We start from the raw sequence: 14,772 nt of genomic DNA on the forward strand, positions 1-14,772 counted from the left end.
AGACTATTCCGCTTTAATCATGCCGTTACCGAAGAGTCCGGGCATCAAATCCGCCGCTTTGACTTCGGCTTGCATTTCACGCGTCGCACTTAAAACGGAAGGATAAAGCTTTGCGATCGTTCCCTCGTACGTTTTATCGCTTCCGTCGACTTTGTAGGTAAATTTTTGTCCGATTTTCACTTTTTGCCAATACTTCTCGTCGAATTTCAGTACAAGCTTGATCATATGAGGGTTCATGGCACTCAAAAGCGTCGTTTGACCTCCAAAAACGATGCTGCCTAGCTCCGTTTGTTTTTTCGTGATGACCAAATCGTAGGGTGCGCGAAGTTCGGTTTTAGCAAAAGCCGCTTCTTTCATCGCAAGCGTCGTTCGCGCATTTTGGTAGGAAAGTGCCGCAACGTCTTTTTCATAGCGGTAATTGTCCATCTTCTCTTTGTCGATCACATCGGCAATCGCCGCATAACGCTCGTATGTTTTTTGAGCGTGTTCGGCACTTTTTTGAGCACTTTGCATCGCGATGCGCGCACTCTCTACCGCCTGTTTTTCTTCGCTATTTTGAAGTGCGAGTAAAAGATCGCCTTTTTTGGCGTATGTGCCGACGTTCACGTATAATGTGCCGACGACGCCGGAAACCGAAACGCCCAAATCGGATGTCTGGTCGCTCAACACGTCAAAGGTCGCGTAAATATCTTCGGCGTAAAGGGCGTTGAGTAGCAAACATAGGGTGATCAAAAGTTTTTTCATTGGATAGCTCCTTTTATTTCTCGCCCCATTTCATATAAAAGGACGGCTTTTTGGTACTCTACTTCATTGAGAGCGGTTTGTAATTGGGATGTTGCATTGTATTTATCGCTTAGAGCGTCGAGATAGCTGACGTTATTGACGATACCTTGCTGGTATTTCTTTTTCACGAGTTCATAGGTCATCGAAGAAGCGGTGAGTTTGGCTCGAGCGGCTTCAATCTTGGCAAGAGCGGTTTGGTAACTGTTTTGAGCACTTTTTAACGAAGCTTTTGCTTTGCTTTTCTCGTAAGAAAGTTCGCTGCTTTTAGCAAGATAATTTTTACGTGCCGCTTCGCCGGTCGCTGCGGTAGAACCGAAATCAAAGACTTTCCATTCCAAAGCCAACATAATCGTATTTTGATGATCGCCGTCGTTTTGCGCCGCAAAATTAGGATTTTCGTAATCGTATTTGTAGCGAGAATACGTATCTTGGAGTTTGATCGTCGGCAAGTATCCTGCTTTGGCAACGTCTGCTTCGAATTTGGCACTTTGGACGTTTTGTTCCATCGCTAAAATATCGAAACGCTCGCTTGCGTTCTCAGACGTGTTTTCGAGCCGTAAAAGTGAGCCTTTTTCAACGGATACGCGCGTGCCCGTGAGGTATTCTAACGCGTTGGAAATATTATTGAGCGTATTGTCCAAACTTAAAAGATCGACGTTGGTTTGTTCGATATTGGAGACGATTTTTTGGAGCTCATCTTCGGTCGTCGTTCCGACGGAGAGAAACTTTTCAAGACGGTAACGCTCGGCTTCGAGTTGCTCTTTTTTTTGTAAGGTCGCTTCTTTGCTCGCTAAGGTGCTAAGATAGTTGTAGTAATAATACACAACGTTCAAGGAGACGTTGTTTTGCGTGGAAGAGAGCGAAAACGTTGCGGAGCGTACTAAAGCTTCTTGCTGATCGAACAATGCGCCGCGTTTTCCGCCGTCATAAATAACAAACGAAAGCGTTGCCGAACCCGTTCGACTTTTATCGGGGTATAAGAGGCTTTCCACCTGATTGAACGTTTGATTTGCACCTAACGAGAGGCTCGGTAAGTATGAACTTTTGGTGGCATACTCTTTTTCTTGCGCGGACTCGACGCTATAGCGGGACGACTCGACAAGCTTGTTTTGCTCCGCTAAGTTTAAGAGTTCGGGCAAATTTCCCGCCATCGTCAAAAGCGGGAAAAGAAAAGGTAAAAGTATCCGTCTTTTCATCGTGATTTCCTTATATACTGTTGCAAAAGGTTAGAGATATGTTTTGAGAGGGTTTGTTGCGCTTCATCAAAGTGCATATTGCCGGCTTTTGCGCGCACGAGCATTCCTTTGAGCAACATGATGATCGTGTAGGTCAGGAGTTCCACGTCGTCGATTTCAAATTCGCCTGATTGTACGCCTTCTTTCAAACAAGCGGAGATGAGATCGTAATCTTGCCGGATAAACCTATCAAAATAAGCCGTGTAAAGTCCCGTCGTATCGATCAACATAGCACTGAGCGAGTGTTGATAAAGCGTAATCATCTGCTCTTTGTCGTATTCGAGTCCGCATTCATTGAAATTAAAATACTCCAAAATCTTTGCTTTTGCACTCGTTACATGCATGGCGCGTTTGGCATACGCTTCTTCATGATTGCGTGAGAGCATATCCCAAATCGTAAAGATGATCTCCTCTTTATTTTTAAAATAGAGGTAGATCGTCCCTTTGGCGACACCGGCGTTTTTAGCAATTTCGTCGATGCTGATTTGAGAGATATTTTTAGCGGCAAACAGCGGTATGGCCGCTCGGGCTATTTCTAAACGTTTTTCTTCCTTGTCGATAATGCGTGCCATGTCACCTCTTTAATGAATGACCGTCAGTCATTTATTTTGTGAAATGGTACATTTTTGATTTTTAAATGTCAAGAGATCGGGCAATGAAAAAGCTTACATGTAGAAACAGTTTTTACATGTTAAGGAGACGTTGATACTCTTTTTCGGTGATGATGTCTTCGGTCGAGTCGACGCGGTCGATAAAGACTTTGCCGATGAGGTGGTCAAACTCGTGTTGAAAGAGACGCGCCAAAAATCCGTCAAAAAAAGCGTGTTGCGCTTTGCCTTCCCTATCGATGTACGCGACTTCGACATGAGCGTGTCTCGGCACGCGCGCGCGAATCCCCGGAATGCTCAAACACCCTTCCCAATCTTTCTCTTTTTCTTCAGAGAATGCAAGAATGCGCGGATTGATCAGCGCGGTCGGTTCCATCAACGGAGCGTTGGGATAGCGTTTATTGGGAGCTGAAGCCATAATCAGCACACAAAGCGAATGTCCGACTTGGGGTGCTGCAATTCCCGCACCTTTAGACTCTTGACATGTCGCGATCATAGCGTCGATCAGCGTTTGAATTTCAGGTGCGCGGATGTCGCGTATTTCTTTGGCATGCGTGCGAATGACGGAAGAACCCAATTGCGATATTTCTAAAATGTTCGGCATCGCTGCTTCTTTAATCTTTTAACAATGCGACGATTTCGTCAAGATGAAGTTTGAAATGTCTTGGAAAATCAACGATCATCGCTTCTAAAGAAATTCGCTCGTTCAATGCACTAATCCACTCGTTTTGAAGCTTTGTTTCATCGACGTTTTTAATGACATGGACAACGTGTTTAGCGGTCGCTTTCAGTAATGCTTGCAAATCTTCCCAATCGTAGTTTTGATAATCTTGGAGTTTGATCCATAAGTCGTTTTTACCGAGATTGGCATAATCGGGAAAGATCAACGGATTGCTTTGATACTGTAAATGAACGATGCGATGGGTATTGTTCGACGCCGAATCGCACAGATGCCCGACAATTTGCTTGATCGTACGATGCTGTGCGTTGGTTTTGGTCGCAACCGTGTTGATGTCCGCCTTTTTTAAGATCTCTTCCAATGTACCCAGTAGCGTCAATATCGCGTCGCCGATTTTTTCCATTGCTTCTCCTTGCGCGTTTGCTCGTCCAATCATAACCTGAGACGACTTAAAAATGAAGAAAAGAAACTAAAACGGTTTAACGATGCTAAGCAAGATAATAACCGCCGTAGTGATCTCAGGTATCACGCGAAAAAGCTTGAAAAAGCGCACGTTTTGAGGAATACTCTCTTGCGCAAACCGGCGTATCAATTTTTTACATGTAAGGTGATAGACTACCATACCCGTAACCAATGCAAGTTTAAGATGCAACCACCCTCCGCTTTGAAGCAGATGAGGATTGAGGTAGAGTAAAATTGCCCCGAATTTGATTGAGAAAAGCATCGCAACCGTACCGACTTTAAAGAGACTGTTCTCTTGAAGCGCGACGGTTGCATGGGCATTTTGGGGTGCATTGATATGATAGACGAAAAGTTTGGGCAGATACACCAGCATGATCATCCACGTCGCAACGGAGATAACGTGCAATGACAGAACGAGGCTGTAAGCGTTCATTTGAATTCCTTAAGCAAGATTTAGAGCCCTTAGTATATAATCTGCTTTAAAAATTTAAGTGACATTTTACGACTCTAAGGATGACATTTTGCGATCGGAAGATTTGAAACAAGCACCTGCGGAAGCTTTTTTATTTATCCTCTCGTTTTTAACCAAGCAGTATGCCTTTGATGCAACGCCCTTCCTTAACGAGCGCGGCATCACGCTCAAAGATTTACATGTAAAAGGTGCAAAAATCAACGCCGCATATTTGCACGATCTTATCGATGAAGCAGTCACTCGCACAGGCGATGCAGGGGTGTTATTTACCTTTGCTGAGTCTGTCACACCCAACAATCTGGGCATCTTGGGGTATTTGCTCTTACATTCAAGCAGTGTAGAAGACGCTATCGTGAAATTGTGCCGCTACTATCCGCTTGTTGGTAAAACGCTTAAGCCCATTTTTACAAAAGACGATGGTGCTTACAAGCTGACCCTGCTCATTCACAAAGAGGGCGAGATGTATCATCTTGAAAAGTACAGCGCGGAGATTCATCTCAGTGCGATGCTTCATCTCATCAACAAAATCATCCCCAAACCCATCTTCCCCATACGCACGACATTTAGGCATGCCAAACCTTTACATGTAAAAGCGTACCAGAACGTTTTTGGGCAGAACATCGTTTTTGATGAGGTGGAAAACGCCCTCTTCTTCGACAAGACGCAACTCTCAATGAAAACCAGCTACGACAATCCTTACCTGCTTCGTGTTTTTGAAAAAGAGGCGGAACAGAGCTTGGGTATGAGTGTGCATGGAAGCCTCAAAGAGCAAGTCTTAGGCTACATCCTCATCGCTACGGGCGAGCTTGATGTCTCGCTTGAGAGTGTTGCGCAAAAGGTGGGTTTGCATCCGCGAACGCTTCAAAAAAAACTCAAAGAGGAAAACAGCAGTTTTGTCGAACTTTTAGGCGAGGTTCGCCAAAAGCTAGCGGCGCATTATCTGCAAAAAGGTCTGGGCATCGCGACCATTGCGACATACTTGGGTTATGCTGAACCAAGCCCGTTTTTAAGGGCATTTAAGAAGTGGTTTGCCATGACACCTAAGGCGTGGGTCGCTTTACATGTAAAAGGAAATGAGCATGCCTAACATCGCTATCGTCGATCATTTGGACTGTTTTGCCGAACGTTTTGAGGGGGTTGATTTGCACGCAAAGCGTATCAACAAAGCCGAATTTGAGGAGTGCACCTTTGTCTCGTGCGACTTTAGTGAAACGTTCTTTTACGCGTGCCGTTTCATCGACTGTCATTTTGAAAACTGCAACCTCAGTGTCATGAAACTGACCGACACCAAACTCTCCAATACGGCGTTTACGAGCTGTAAAATGAATGGCATCGACTGGTGCATGGCAAACTGGAAAAGTTTGCTAAACCCAGCACCGCTCAAATTTGACGAATGCATTGTGGATGACAGTAATTTTTTTGGGCTTTTGATGGAAGGTCTTGTCATGAAAGCGTGTCGCGCCAAAGAGGTCGACTTTCGCTCCGCCCTGCTCTCCCACGCCAATTTCACTGGAACCGACTTCAAAGGCGCGCTGTTTCACCAAACCCATCTGGAAAACGCCAACTTCACCAATGCCATCAACACCCGCATCGACCTTCGCACCAATCACCTCAAAGGCGCCATATTTAGCCGTTTTGAGGCACTTGGTTTGCTTGAGGGGGTGGGAATTGTGTTGGTGGATTGATGAGAAGTAACTTGTAATTTACTGGTAAATTTACTATAATATTTGCATATAAATCATAGGATATACCATGACAGTCAAATACGCTCCAAATGAGCTTTTATCGATTACGGATTTTACGAAAAAGATTGCGACCATTCTTAAAGGTATCAAAGAGCAATCGTGCGAAAAAGTGGGGATTTTGAAAAACAATAAACTTGAAGCCGTTGTTATCTCCACCGATGAATATGAACGCCTCAAATCGCTTGAAGAGCTTTTTGAAACGATGGAACATCAAGAGATTTTTGAAGCGGTGCAAGCACGCAAAAATACTCCTTTGTCTTCGTATATGCCCTTTGAAGAGCTTGCCAAAAAGTTCAATGTCGATCCAAAGTCACTGTAAATGTATGCCATCAAAACGCATCCTTTGGTTGAAGAAGATTTAAAAAACTTCGATCACTCCTTGGTTGTGTTGATCTTCAAAAAACTAGCACAGTTACAACACTCGCCTCTTTTGGGGCAACCCCTCGGCAATAAAAATAACCTCGATTTGAGCGGCTACTACAAAACGTATGTCGCGAAAAAACAGGTGCGTATTGTGTATAAAATCATCGAGAATGAATTGGTGGTCTATGTCGTCACCGTCGGCAAACGCGAAGAGATGGAAGTGTATAAAGAGGCGATGAAAAGGATCAAAAGTTGAGATTTAGTTTATGTCTTTGTTTTCCTTAGTATCAAAGTATTCTAAAATCATCTCATTGCCCTTAAAAAAGTAACTGTTTTTTTCATTTTATCCCTTGTCTTTGTTGGTTGTATCTTACATGTCGGTATTTAAAGCGAAACGGTCGCGTTTTGATGTTACCCGAGCTTCTTTAAAAGATTCTTCTCTTCTTCCGTGCTTAGGAAACGCCATGCGCCGATGGAAACGTCCAGTTCAAAAGAGCCGATATGCGTGCGCGTGAGTTCCAAAACTTTTAAGGGCGTGCCGAATTTCGGGTCTTTGAGTGCTCCGAAAAGGCGACGAATGTGGCGGTTTTTTCCCTCGTCGATTTGAACCCGAAGTTTTGTTTTTGCACCACCCATGCCGATTTTTTCGACTTTAAGTGCTTTGAGTAAACCCTCAGGGCTTTGCACGCCCTTGAGTGCTTGGGCAATATGTTCGTCCGTGACATGCCCTCGCACCCAAATCTCATACGTTTTGATGCAATGCCCCGGTTGGGTCAGTGCGTTGCTGATGTGCCCGTCGGTCGTAAAAAGCAACAATCCTTTAGAGTCAAGATCGAGCCGTCCGATGGGCATCCAACCCTCGGTATACGCCCATTCGGGCAAGAGGTCATAAACGGTTTTGCGTCCGAGATCGTCAGAGCGCGTGACCAGATAGCCTTTGGGTTTGTTTAAAACTAAGAGTTTTTGTGAATCGTTCGTAGTGAGAGGCATCAGGAATATTCCCCGTATTAAAAAAAATGTCGCGTAGCATTAGGTATGTGAAGTAAGGGTAAACGGTACGCTTACCCTTTACGATCAAAGATTTACGAAGCGGGAATCGACGCTTCGATGAGTTTACAGAATTTGACGCCTTTCAATCCTGCGATTTTTTGCGCAAAATCTTTAATATCGGAGACTTTTCCCGTCACCATAACCGTTTCTAAACAGTTTTCATGCGTAACATGTACGTGCGTATTGCACATGATATGCACTTTGGCGTCGTGTTGAATCTCTAAAATTTTTTGAACCAATTCGTTTTGATGATGCGTGTAAATCATAGCTAAAACGCCGATAACGTCGCTACCGTCATCTTGCCAATCGTCTTTAACGATTTTTTCTCGGATTAAATCTCTTGTAAATTCACTGCGAGACGCATACCCTTGTACGTCCACCTTTTTATCCAGCTCTTCTAAAAGCTTTTCCGGCAAAGAGACGCTAAATCGAATAATTTTATCCATAGTGTATCCTTTAAAATAACATTCATAACGATTCTAATCAGATTATTCTTTAATTATTGCATAATAAAAATATTAATGCTAGCTCTGAAGTGCTTTATAGAGTTGACCGACGCAAATGCCGCCGTCGTTAATAGCGATCTTTTGCGGGAAATAAAGCGGTTTTGAGATGTGCAAAAGAAGTTGTTCCATCAATGTGCGATTTTGAAACACACCGCCGCAAAGTACGATTTTTAGGGGGTAGCGTTGTATTATTTCATCTATAATGCCGACCAACGTATTGATAAATTTAGAGGCAATCAGACGCGGTTCGCTTTCGTGAATCATCGCTTCGAGCATCGGTAAAAAACGGATCGTTTGAGCATCGATCGTGACGTCGTAGCGCTCTACGATCGTTTCGTCATAAAGGCGTTCCAACCAAAGCCCGCTTTGACCGTCGTAGCTGACATCACTTTGCATACCGCACAAGATCGCCACCGCATCGAAAAGCCGCCCCATCGACGAACACAGCGGCGCATTGATCTTTTTGGTATAGGCGTGCTTGAGCGTTTTGAGAGCACTTTCGTCAAAATATTCAAGCAACACTTTATCGGCACGATCGCCCATTGCTTGCCACAACATCGACGCCAAGATACGTTTACTCTCTTTAATGCTCGCATCGCCGCCCAAGAGTAAAAAAGGCTCTAACGAAGCGACGCGTTCATAGCCTTGCTTATCGCATACCATGCATTCGCTTCCCCAAATGACGCCGTCGTCTCCATATCCCGTTCCGTCCCATGCAAAACCTAAGACTTTTTCACTCAACCCGTATTCACACATCACCGACAAAACATGCGCATAGTGATGTTGCACTTGCAAAAAAGCGACGGGTTGTTTTTTCGCCCAAAGCGTCGAGAGATACTGCGGATGCAAATCGCCCACGATCAATTCGGGGATAAATCCGTAAAATCGCTCAAATGAAGCAATCATCTCTTCAAACAACATGTGGCTCGCCACGTTGTCCAAATCGCCGATATAAGGCGAAACGATTATCTGATGGTTAAGATAAATAGCGATCGCGTTTTTTTGGTGCGCTCCAACGGCCAAGATCGCACGATGATCGCTTGAGTCGACGCGAAAACTATGCGGCGCAATACCTCGTGAAGCACGCATCAAAAGCATCTTCTCGCCGATAAACTGCACGACGCTATCGTCGCTTCGATGCACGATATCGCGGTTATAATCCAGATAATATTCGACAACGTTTGAGAGTTTCTCGACCAAGGTTTTGCTATCACTAATAATCGGCTCGCCCGAACGATTGGCACTTGTCGCAATAATCGGCACACGCAAGCTTTGAAATAAGATGACATGTAAAGGCGTATACGGTAAAAAAACGCCGATTCTATCGGTAAAAGGTGCTACATGTAAGCTTAATGACGAAGCAGTATTTTTGCGTTTTAAAAGCACGATCGGGCGCAGTTGCGAGCTAATACCTTGGGCTTCTTCTTCACGCATAACGCATATGTTTTTGATAGCGTCTAGGTCTTTTAGCATCACGGCAAAGGGTTTTGAAGGACGGTGTTTGCGCTCTCGGAGTTTTAAAACGACGCGATCGTCGGTTGCGTCGCAGATCAGATGAAAGCCGCCCATACCTTTCATCGCGACGATATGCCCCGCATGAATCAGCTCTGCCAAACGTACGATTGCCGCTTCGTTCGTTGCAAGCGTTTCGCCTTGCATCGATCGCAACGTAAGCGTAGGACCGCATTTGGAACAACTGATCGGCTGGGCATGATAACGCCTATCGGTAGGGTCTTGATACTCTTTTTCGCATGCTTCACACATCTGAAACGAAGCCATCGATGTCGAGACTCTATCGTAAGGAACGGTTTGAATGATCGAATAACGAGGTCCGCAATGCGTGCAGTTAATAAAAAAATAGCCGTGACGTCGGTTGTTCGGGTCGTTTAGCTCCCGCAAACACTCCTCGCACAAGCTCATGTCGGGCAGAACTAAAGACGATTTTTGCATACTCGCATCGCTAGGCGCAATGACAAAAGCCCTTTCGTCCGCTTGAAACGGAACTCTTTTTTTCTCCCAAAAATCGATACGTGCCAGCGGAGGCAATTCGTCAAAAAGTGCTTTTTCAAAAGCCTTCAACGCTGCTTCGTTTCCTTGAACTTCGATGAAAACACCCGATGCATTGTTGAAAACGACACCGCTAAGAGTGTACCGAAGGGCTAAAACGTAAACAAAAGGTCGAAAACCGACCCCTTGAACGATCCCTTCGATACGGTAAAAAATACGCTCTTTAGCCATCAATCGGCAATTCTTGATTCATACAAATCGTATGGTTAGGTTTGATATTTTTAATGACCATTTCACTGAAACGTTTCAATCCGAACATCAAGCCGCCCAAAGCGATTTTTTCGCATCCCATATTCTCTTTGTGTGCATCGGCGGTATCGCTAATAAAATACGCCAAACTCTCCATAAAACCGAAACTAAGCGTTACGTCGTCCGTACCCGCAAGTTTAAAACTCATCGCGCTACGAATCAAACGAAGGTAATTAAAGTCGCTGATTAACGCATCTTCTTTTTGGAGATAATAATCGATGCGAGGTCCTTTTTGACCCCCGAAATCTTCGGCATTTTCAATCAATTTTTGCGCACCCTCTTCCCATACGTCGCACAATCCCAAAAGAATGGAAGCAATGTTCCATAACGAGAAAATACTCTTCGGTAAATTCGCAGGGATAGACGTCGCTAAGGCTTTGGCGTAAAGGTCCGGAAAGTGTGTTCGATAGTTTTCGACCAAACGCTTCGCACTTGCGCTCGTATGTTCAATTTCCTCAAACAAAGCTTGATAGCTTTCTGGCAAAGGAAACGATACCAGATTGAGCATACCGTGTTCTTTAGAATACTGCATAATGCGATCGTCGTGAGTACAACTCAGGTAAAAACACGTCGTTACGTTCTCAAAAATTCGATGCTCATGCATGATCGAAGCAAAAGCGCGATGAGAAGGCTCTTCGATCTTTTGTAATGCTTCGGGCATCAAAATCGTATCGTCTTTTAACAAGACGATTTCACCGTTTTCAAAAACGCAAATACGCATCGTATCGATTATCGTATTTTCGTCGATCACGACTGAAAAAGAAGCAGACTCGCAAGGTTTCGTCGTTTTAGCCAGAAACGCTACGCCTTTTTTTTGAAGTGCTTTGGAAAGCTGGTATAAAAAAAGATCGTTCGCTAAACGTATCCAGACACGTGAAGCAATAGAGCTTTTTTGTGCAAATACGGCATTGACTTTTAAGCGTAACGCCGGACGTTCCAACGTCGCTAAGGCTTTAATTTCATTGTCGCGGATAACAACCATACGCTCCAACGCCGATAAATCGGTAGCGATCACCTCCGCATCACCCGTTTGAGAAACTGTCTCGTACGCTTCGATCGGCGCGATCGTATACGTTTCGTTGCGATAACAAACCTTCACGAAATGACCTTGAACAAGCGTCTCGACCACTTTCTCGTAAAGGCTCTCACGTTCGTCACGCGTAACGCCTTTGGCGATAAGCGTTTCGTTTTCGTACATGTCAAAACCAATGGTTCTCAAAGAAGGCGAAAGCGTTTCGTCGACGAAAGCCAAATGTTTAGGAGTAAACACAATATCTTCGCATGAGGTAGACGTACATACAATGCCGTCTTGAGGTCTATTCGGTGCGACAAAGACATTGGTCGATTTGAAAAAAATCGACAAGGGAAGCATTGCCGCTAAAGTATCGGCAAAAGCACCTAAACGCTCTTCGTTATCTTCCGCGAACAGCGTTATCGTATTATCCGTACGTTGAATGGCATGTAAAATCGCAAAATCCGTTGCGATTTCGCACAGCAATCTCTCTAAAATATCGTTATTCGAACCGTATTCAAATTCAAATGCTAAAATCATCGCTCCTCCAAACAAGATGCGTTTGCGACTTCTTGTATCGTAAGCGTAGCAATTTGTTCATAAGTAAAACCTAATTCGACCAAATGTTTGAGTAAAACGCTTTCCATGACGCTGCTGCCTTTAAGAACGGCTTGCGTCATCGCAAGCGTCGTATCGTCTACGACTTCGGGGACGATGCCGATCACTTTTGTCGGCGGTCTATCGCCGACCATATCCATCATTGTCAAAGTTTGAAGCATTTCGACTTCATGCGCGCTTCCTTGCCATGTAATAGAGCTAGGAACGCTTTCAAAGTCGAAGAAGTAAACATCGCCGATCTCGCCGTCGTCGGCATCAACGCAATCGAGGACGATCAAATAATCGTATTCGGCAATGACGGGAATTAATCTTTGTGCGAGCGTACCGCCGTCGATAAAATCTAAGGTATGCTCAGAAGAAGAAAACGCATATTTTTGTTCCACAAGGCGGCAAAGATGCACTCCGACGCCTTCGTCGGAGAACATCACGTTGCCAATGCCTAAAACCAACACTTTCAAGCCAAAACTCGCTTAGTGTTTTGAATCGTGTTTTGTAAACTTGTAACCGCTGATAATGGCATCCATAGAGCCTTCTTTACCCATAATCGAGTTAAAGATAGCCATATAAATGTGGATCGGTAAGAAAATCAAAATACCCCACATAACGATATGGTGAATTTCTCTTACCATCGCAAGGCCACCCATCATCGCCTCAATCGGACGCATAAAGTCGTACAAGAAAAGACCGATGCCGCCGCCTTGGTACATGTGAACGTACAGGATAAGTCCCGTTAAACTGATCACGAAAACCATTGCGTATAAACCGACGTATGCAATGAATTGCAAGGGATTGTACACGCCTCTTAAATGAGGATGTTCTCCCATAAAAAGGTAATATTTAATTTGTTGAATCCAAATTTTCGGACTGATAAAGTCTAAAAATGCGATTCGCTCTTTCATACTGACCTTGTCGATTAAGAAAAGGTAGAGTTTAAAAAGCGTAACGGCAATCAACAAAAAGCCTGCGATCTCGTGCCACATTCTAAATTTGGCATTCAAAAAGAGAATCGGCTCATCCGAAGCTTCCGGAATAATGAAAACATACGTCAAGTAAAAACCCGTTACGGTTAATACCGCGATAGCGATTGCTCTTAGCCAGTGCGTCCAACGAAGCCCTGCCGAGAACTCAAATTCTAAATTTCTTTTCATCTTAGACTCCCTTTTCTTAGCAAGATGCGCCGCTGACGTTTACCTTATAACTGCTCATCTCGTTGCCTTTTTTATCCATGACATGTACCGCACATGCAAGGCATGGGTCGTAAGAGTGAATGATCCTTACGATTTCGAGCGGTTGAGAAAGGTCTGCTAGTTTAAGTCCGATGAGGGATTCTTCATACGAACCTCTAACGCCCTTGGCATCTTTTGGACTGGCGTTCCACGTCGTCGGAACAACGGCTTGGTAGTTTTCGATCACGCCGTTTTTGATTTTAACCCAGTGGCTTAATACACCTCTTGGTACGTTACCGATATAGCGACCTTTGTACTCTTTGTTTTTATCGATTTTATAGCTTGTGTACGTTGAGTCGTCGACTTTGAGGTTTTGAATTAATGCGCTAAACGCTTCCAAACCATAATCTGCAATCACTTTGGCTTCGAGCATACGACATGCCGTACGACCGAGCGTTGACGCAACCGCCGTAATAGGAAGACCCGTATCTTTTAAGAATTTGTCGACAACGGTTTTAACACGTTTGTTACCGAGCGCATAGTTAACAACGATATTTGCCAAAGGTCCGACTTGAAGCGGTTTGCCGTCGTAGCGAGGTGCTTTAACCCATGTATATTTACCTTTTTCGTCAATAACTTTTGTCGGAGCAAGTACGCCTTTATCGTTGATCGTCTCGGCATCTTTGAAACCGGTATAGTTCGGTTCTTGTCTACCTTCGTACGGATGGTACGCAGCATTGTCTTTGTACCAAGAGTGCGTTGCTTCTTCGGTAATTTTGCTCTCGTCAAGTTGTTGAACTTTAAACGGTTTTCCGCTTACGAGATTAATGACGTCTTCGCCCATCATCACGCCGCTTTCAAACAAGAACTCTTTAGCGTTAAGTTGGAACTCTTTGTACGTAAAGAGGTTCGGTACGCCAAGACCGGCATTGACGCTCGGCTCACCCGCATAAGCAAGACCCGCCATAACGACATCGGGATAGTATGCGCGATTCACAAAATCTGCCAACTCTTTAAACTTCGTCATAAACTCACCCAAACGCGCCGGAGATTGAAGATCCATAACGCATGTAACACCGCCGACGGTCAAACTTTGAGGGTGCGGTTGTTTTGCACCGAAAACCGCCATCATTTGTGCCGCGATACGTTGCATTTCCAAAGCTTTAAGGTAGTGAGAAACGGCAATAAGGTTTTGCTCAGGCGTTAATTTATACGTTGAGTGTCCCCAGTACGCGTTAGCGAACGGTCCAAGGTGACCTTTTTTAACGAATTCCGCAACCCGTTTTTGTACGACGACAAGATCGTCGGCACCGCACGCAAGCGGTGCATCGGTATATTTAAACGCTTCTTGCGCCGCTTTATGCGGATCGGCTTTAAGCGCGGAGACGACGTCTACCCAGTCAAGTCCGTGAAGGTGATAAAAATGGACGGGGTGATCGTGCAAGAAAAGAGCACAGTTCATTAACGTACGCGTTAATTTAGCATTTAACGGAGGTTCGATGCCGAGCGCATCTTCAACGGCAACGATACCCGCTTTATAATGCGAATAGGTACAAACGCCGCAAATTCTTTGGGTCATAAAACCCGCATCTCTAGGATCTCTTCCTTTAAGGATAGTTTCAATACCTCTCCAAAGCGTCGAGGAAGAGTAAGCCTCCGTGACAACATTGTTATCGTCAACGATAACTTCAACCCTTAAGTGTCCTTCGATTCTGGTAATTGGATCGACTACGATTCTTTTGCTCATTTACTTATCC

At 44.6% G+C, this 14,772-nt stretch carries 17 protein-coding genes; 4 read left to right on the plus strand and 13 right to left on the minus strand.

The features are described 5' to 3' along the window. Positions 1 to 3: 3 nt before the first annotated feature. From UCH003_RS06955 to UCH003_RS06980, 6 genes are all read right to left on the minus strand, one after another. Positions 4 to 744, minus strand: coding sequence for an efflux RND transporter periplasmic adaptor subunit (locus UCH003_RS06955; protein WP_060825947.1), 741 nt, complete (start codon positions 742 to 744; stop codon positions 4 to 6). Next, the gene (locus UCH003_RS06960) at positions 741 to 1,979 is read right to left on the minus strand and encodes a TolC family protein (protein ID WP_060825948.1); all 1,239 of its coding nucleotides are present in this window, start codon (positions 1,977 to 1,979) and stop codon (positions 741 to 743) included. Before UCH003_RS06960 ends, UCH003_RS06955 begins: the two co-directional genes overlap by 4 nt. After that, complete coding sequence (locus UCH003_RS06965; RefSeq protein WP_039674455.1) at positions 1,976 to 2,590, minus strand: TetR/AcrR family transcriptional regulator; 615 nt, start codon at positions 2,588 to 2,590, stop codon at positions 1,976 to 1,978. Before UCH003_RS06965 ends, UCH003_RS06960 begins: the two co-directional genes overlap by 4 nt. A gap of 112 nt (positions 2,591 to 2,702) precedes the next feature. Then, entirely contained in the window at positions 2,703 to 3,230 is a 528-nt protein-coding gene (gene def / locus UCH003_RS06970) for a peptide deformylase (protein ID WP_060825949.1), read from the minus strand. A gap of 10 nt (positions 3,231 to 3,240) precedes the next feature. Further along, the gene (locus UCH003_RS06975; protein ID WP_060825950.1) at positions 3,241 to 3,708 is read right to left on the minus strand and encodes a hypothetical protein; all 468 of its coding nucleotides are present in this window, start codon (positions 3,706 to 3,708) and stop codon (positions 3,241 to 3,243) included. Between the two features lie 66 nt (positions 3,709 to 3,774). Beyond that, on the minus strand, positions 3,775 to 4,200 hold the full coding sequence (locus UCH003_RS06980) for a CopD family protein (protein ID WP_060825951.1): 426 nt from the start codon (positions 4,198 to 4,200) through the stop codon (positions 3,775 to 3,777). 88 nt (positions 4,201 to 4,288) lie between these two features. On the opposite strand from UCH003_RS06980, the gene UCH003_RS06985 reads away from it, so the two are divergent. The 4 genes from UCH003_RS06985 to UCH003_RS07000 all read left to right on the plus strand — a co-directional run bounded on the left by UCH003_RS06985 (position 4,289) and on the right by UCH003_RS07000 (position 6,603). Further along, positions 4,289 to 5,326 (plus strand): AraC family transcriptional regulator, encoded by a 1,038-nt coding sequence (locus UCH003_RS06985; protein ID WP_060825952.1) that lies wholly within the window; start codon positions 4,289 to 4,291, stop codon positions 5,324 to 5,326. Beyond that, on the plus strand, positions 5,319 to 5,924 hold the full coding sequence (locus UCH003_RS06990; protein ID WP_060825953.1) for a pentapeptide repeat-containing protein: 606 nt from the start codon (positions 5,319 to 5,321) through the stop codon (positions 5,922 to 5,924). The genes UCH003_RS06985 and UCH003_RS06990 overlap by 8 nt, the downstream gene beginning before the upstream one ends. A gap of 67 nt (positions 5,925 to 5,991) precedes the next feature. After that, positions 5,992 to 6,303, plus strand: a complete 312-nt coding sequence (locus tag UCH003_RS06995) for a type II toxin-antitoxin system Phd/YefM family antitoxin (protein WP_060825954.1) — start codon at positions 5,992 to 5,994, stop codon at positions 6,301 to 6,303. Then, positions 6,304 to 6,603 carry a type II toxin-antitoxin system RelE family toxin gene (locus UCH003_RS07000; protein ID WP_060825955.1) on the plus strand — a complete coding sequence of 100 codons (300 nt, stop codon included), beginning with the start codon at positions 6,304 to 6,306 and terminating at the stop codon, positions 6,601 to 6,603. A 155-nt stretch (positions 6,604 to 6,758) separates the two neighbouring features. Here UCH003_RS07000 and UCH003_RS07005 read toward each other — a convergent pair whose 3' ends face one another. From UCH003_RS07005 to UCH003_RS07035, 7 genes are all read right to left on the minus strand, one after another. Continuing rightward, complete coding sequence (locus tag UCH003_RS07005) at positions 6,759 to 7,337, minus strand: pseudouridine synthase (protein WP_060825956.1); 579 nt, start codon at positions 7,335 to 7,337, stop codon at positions 6,759 to 6,761. 92 nt (positions 7,338 to 7,429) lie between these two features. Next, the gene (gene nikR / locus UCH003_RS07010; protein ID WP_039674438.1) at positions 7,430 to 7,843 is read right to left on the minus strand and encodes a nickel-responsive transcriptional regulator NikR; all 414 of its coding nucleotides are present in this window, start codon (positions 7,841 to 7,843) and stop codon (positions 7,430 to 7,432) included. 78 nt (positions 7,844 to 7,921) lie between these two features. Beyond that, positions 7,922 to 10,141: a carbamoyltransferase HypF gene (gene hypF, locus UCH003_RS07015; protein WP_231964756.1), complete on the minus strand. Its 2,220-nt coding sequence runs from the start codon at positions 10,139 to 10,141 to the stop codon at positions 7,922 to 7,924. Beyond that, the gene (locus tag UCH003_RS07020; protein WP_060825958.1) at positions 10,134 to 11,771 is read right to left on the minus strand and encodes a hypothetical protein; all 1,638 of its coding nucleotides are present in this window, start codon (positions 11,769 to 11,771) and stop codon (positions 10,134 to 10,136) included. Before UCH003_RS07020 ends, hypF begins: the two co-directional genes overlap by 8 nt. After that, complete coding sequence (locus UCH003_RS07025) at positions 11,768 to 12,307, minus strand: HyaD/HybD family hydrogenase maturation endopeptidase (protein WP_039674431.1); 540 nt, start codon at positions 12,305 to 12,307, stop codon at positions 11,768 to 11,770. Before UCH003_RS07025 ends, UCH003_RS07020 begins: the two co-directional genes overlap by 4 nt. 12 nt (positions 12,308 to 12,319) lie before the next feature. Continuing rightward, positions 12,320 to 12,997 (minus strand): Ni/Fe-hydrogenase, b-type cytochrome subunit, encoded by a 678-nt coding sequence (gene cybH, locus UCH003_RS07030; protein ID WP_039674429.1) that lies wholly within the window; start codon positions 12,995 to 12,997, stop codon positions 12,320 to 12,322. 16 nt (positions 12,998 to 13,013) lie between these two features. Continuing rightward, positions 13,014 to 14,762, minus strand: coding sequence for a nickel-dependent hydrogenase large subunit (locus UCH003_RS07035; protein WP_060825959.1), 1,749 nt, complete (start codon positions 14,760 to 14,762; stop codon positions 13,014 to 13,016). Positions 14,763 to 14,772 lie beyond the last annotated feature (10 nt).

This window comes from Sulfurospirillum cavolei (assembly GCF_001548055.1).
GTDB lineage: Bacteria > Campylobacterota > Campylobacteria > Campylobacterales > Sulfurospirillaceae > Sulfurospirillum.

Excerpts from the sequence above, each read along its gene's own strand:
- UCH003_RS06975 (WP_060825950.1), bottom strand. The coding sequence starts at position 3,708 with ATGGAAAAAATCGGCGACGCGATATTGACGCTACTGGGTACATTGGAA.
- UCH003_RS06995 (WP_060825954.1), top strand. The coding sequence starts at position 5,992 with ATGACAGTCAAATACGCTCCAAATGAGCTTTTATCGATTACGGATTTT.
- def (WP_060825949.1), bottom strand. The coding sequence starts at position 3,230 with ATGCCGAACATTTTAGAAATATCGCAATTGGGTTCTTCCGTCATTCGC.
- UCH003_RS06960 (WP_060825948.1), bottom strand. The coding sequence starts at position 1,979 with ATGAAAAGACGGATACTTTTACCTTTTCTTTTCCCGCTTTTGACGATG.
- UCH003_RS06980 (WP_060825951.1), bottom strand. The coding sequence starts at position 4,200 with ATGAACGCTTACAGCCTCGTTCTGTCATTGCACGTTATCTCCGTTGCG.
- UCH003_RS07020 (WP_060825958.1), bottom strand. The coding sequence starts at position 11,771 with ATGATTTTAGCATTTGAATTTGAATACGGTTCGAATAACGATATTTTA.
- UCH003_RS06955 (WP_060825947.1), bottom strand. The coding sequence starts at position 744 with ATGAAAAAACTTTTGATCACCCTATGTTTGCTACTCAACGCCCTTTAC.
- nikR (WP_039674438.1), bottom strand. The coding sequence starts at position 7,843 with ATGGATAAAATTATTCGATTTAGCGTCTCTTTGCCGGAAAAGCTTTTA.
- UCH003_RS07035 (WP_060825959.1), bottom strand. The coding sequence starts at position 14,762 with ATGAGCAAAAGAATCGTAGTCGATCCAATTACCAGAATCGAAGGACAC.
- cybH (WP_039674429.1), bottom strand. The coding sequence starts at position 12,997 with ATGAAAAGAAATTTAGAATTTGAGTTCTCGGCAGGGCTTCGTTGGACG.
- UCH003_RS06990 (WP_060825953.1), top strand. The coding sequence starts at position 5,319 with ATGCCTAACATCGCTATCGTCGATCATTTGGACTGTTTTGCCGAACGT.
- UCH003_RS07000 (WP_060825955.1), top strand. The coding sequence starts at position 6,304 with ATGTATGCCATCAAAACGCATCCTTTGGTTGAAGAAGATTTAAAAAAC.
- UCH003_RS07005 (WP_060825956.1), bottom strand. The coding sequence starts at position 7,337 with ATGCCTCTCACTACGAACGATTCACAAAAACTCTTAGTTTTAAACAAA.
- UCH003_RS06965 (WP_039674455.1), bottom strand. The coding sequence starts at position 2,590 with ATGGCACGCATTATCGACAAGGAAGAAAAACGTTTAGAAATAGCCCGA.
- hypF (WP_231964756.1), bottom strand. The coding sequence starts at position 10,141 with ATGGCTAAAGAGCGTATTTTTTACCGTATCGAAGGGATCGTTCAAGGG.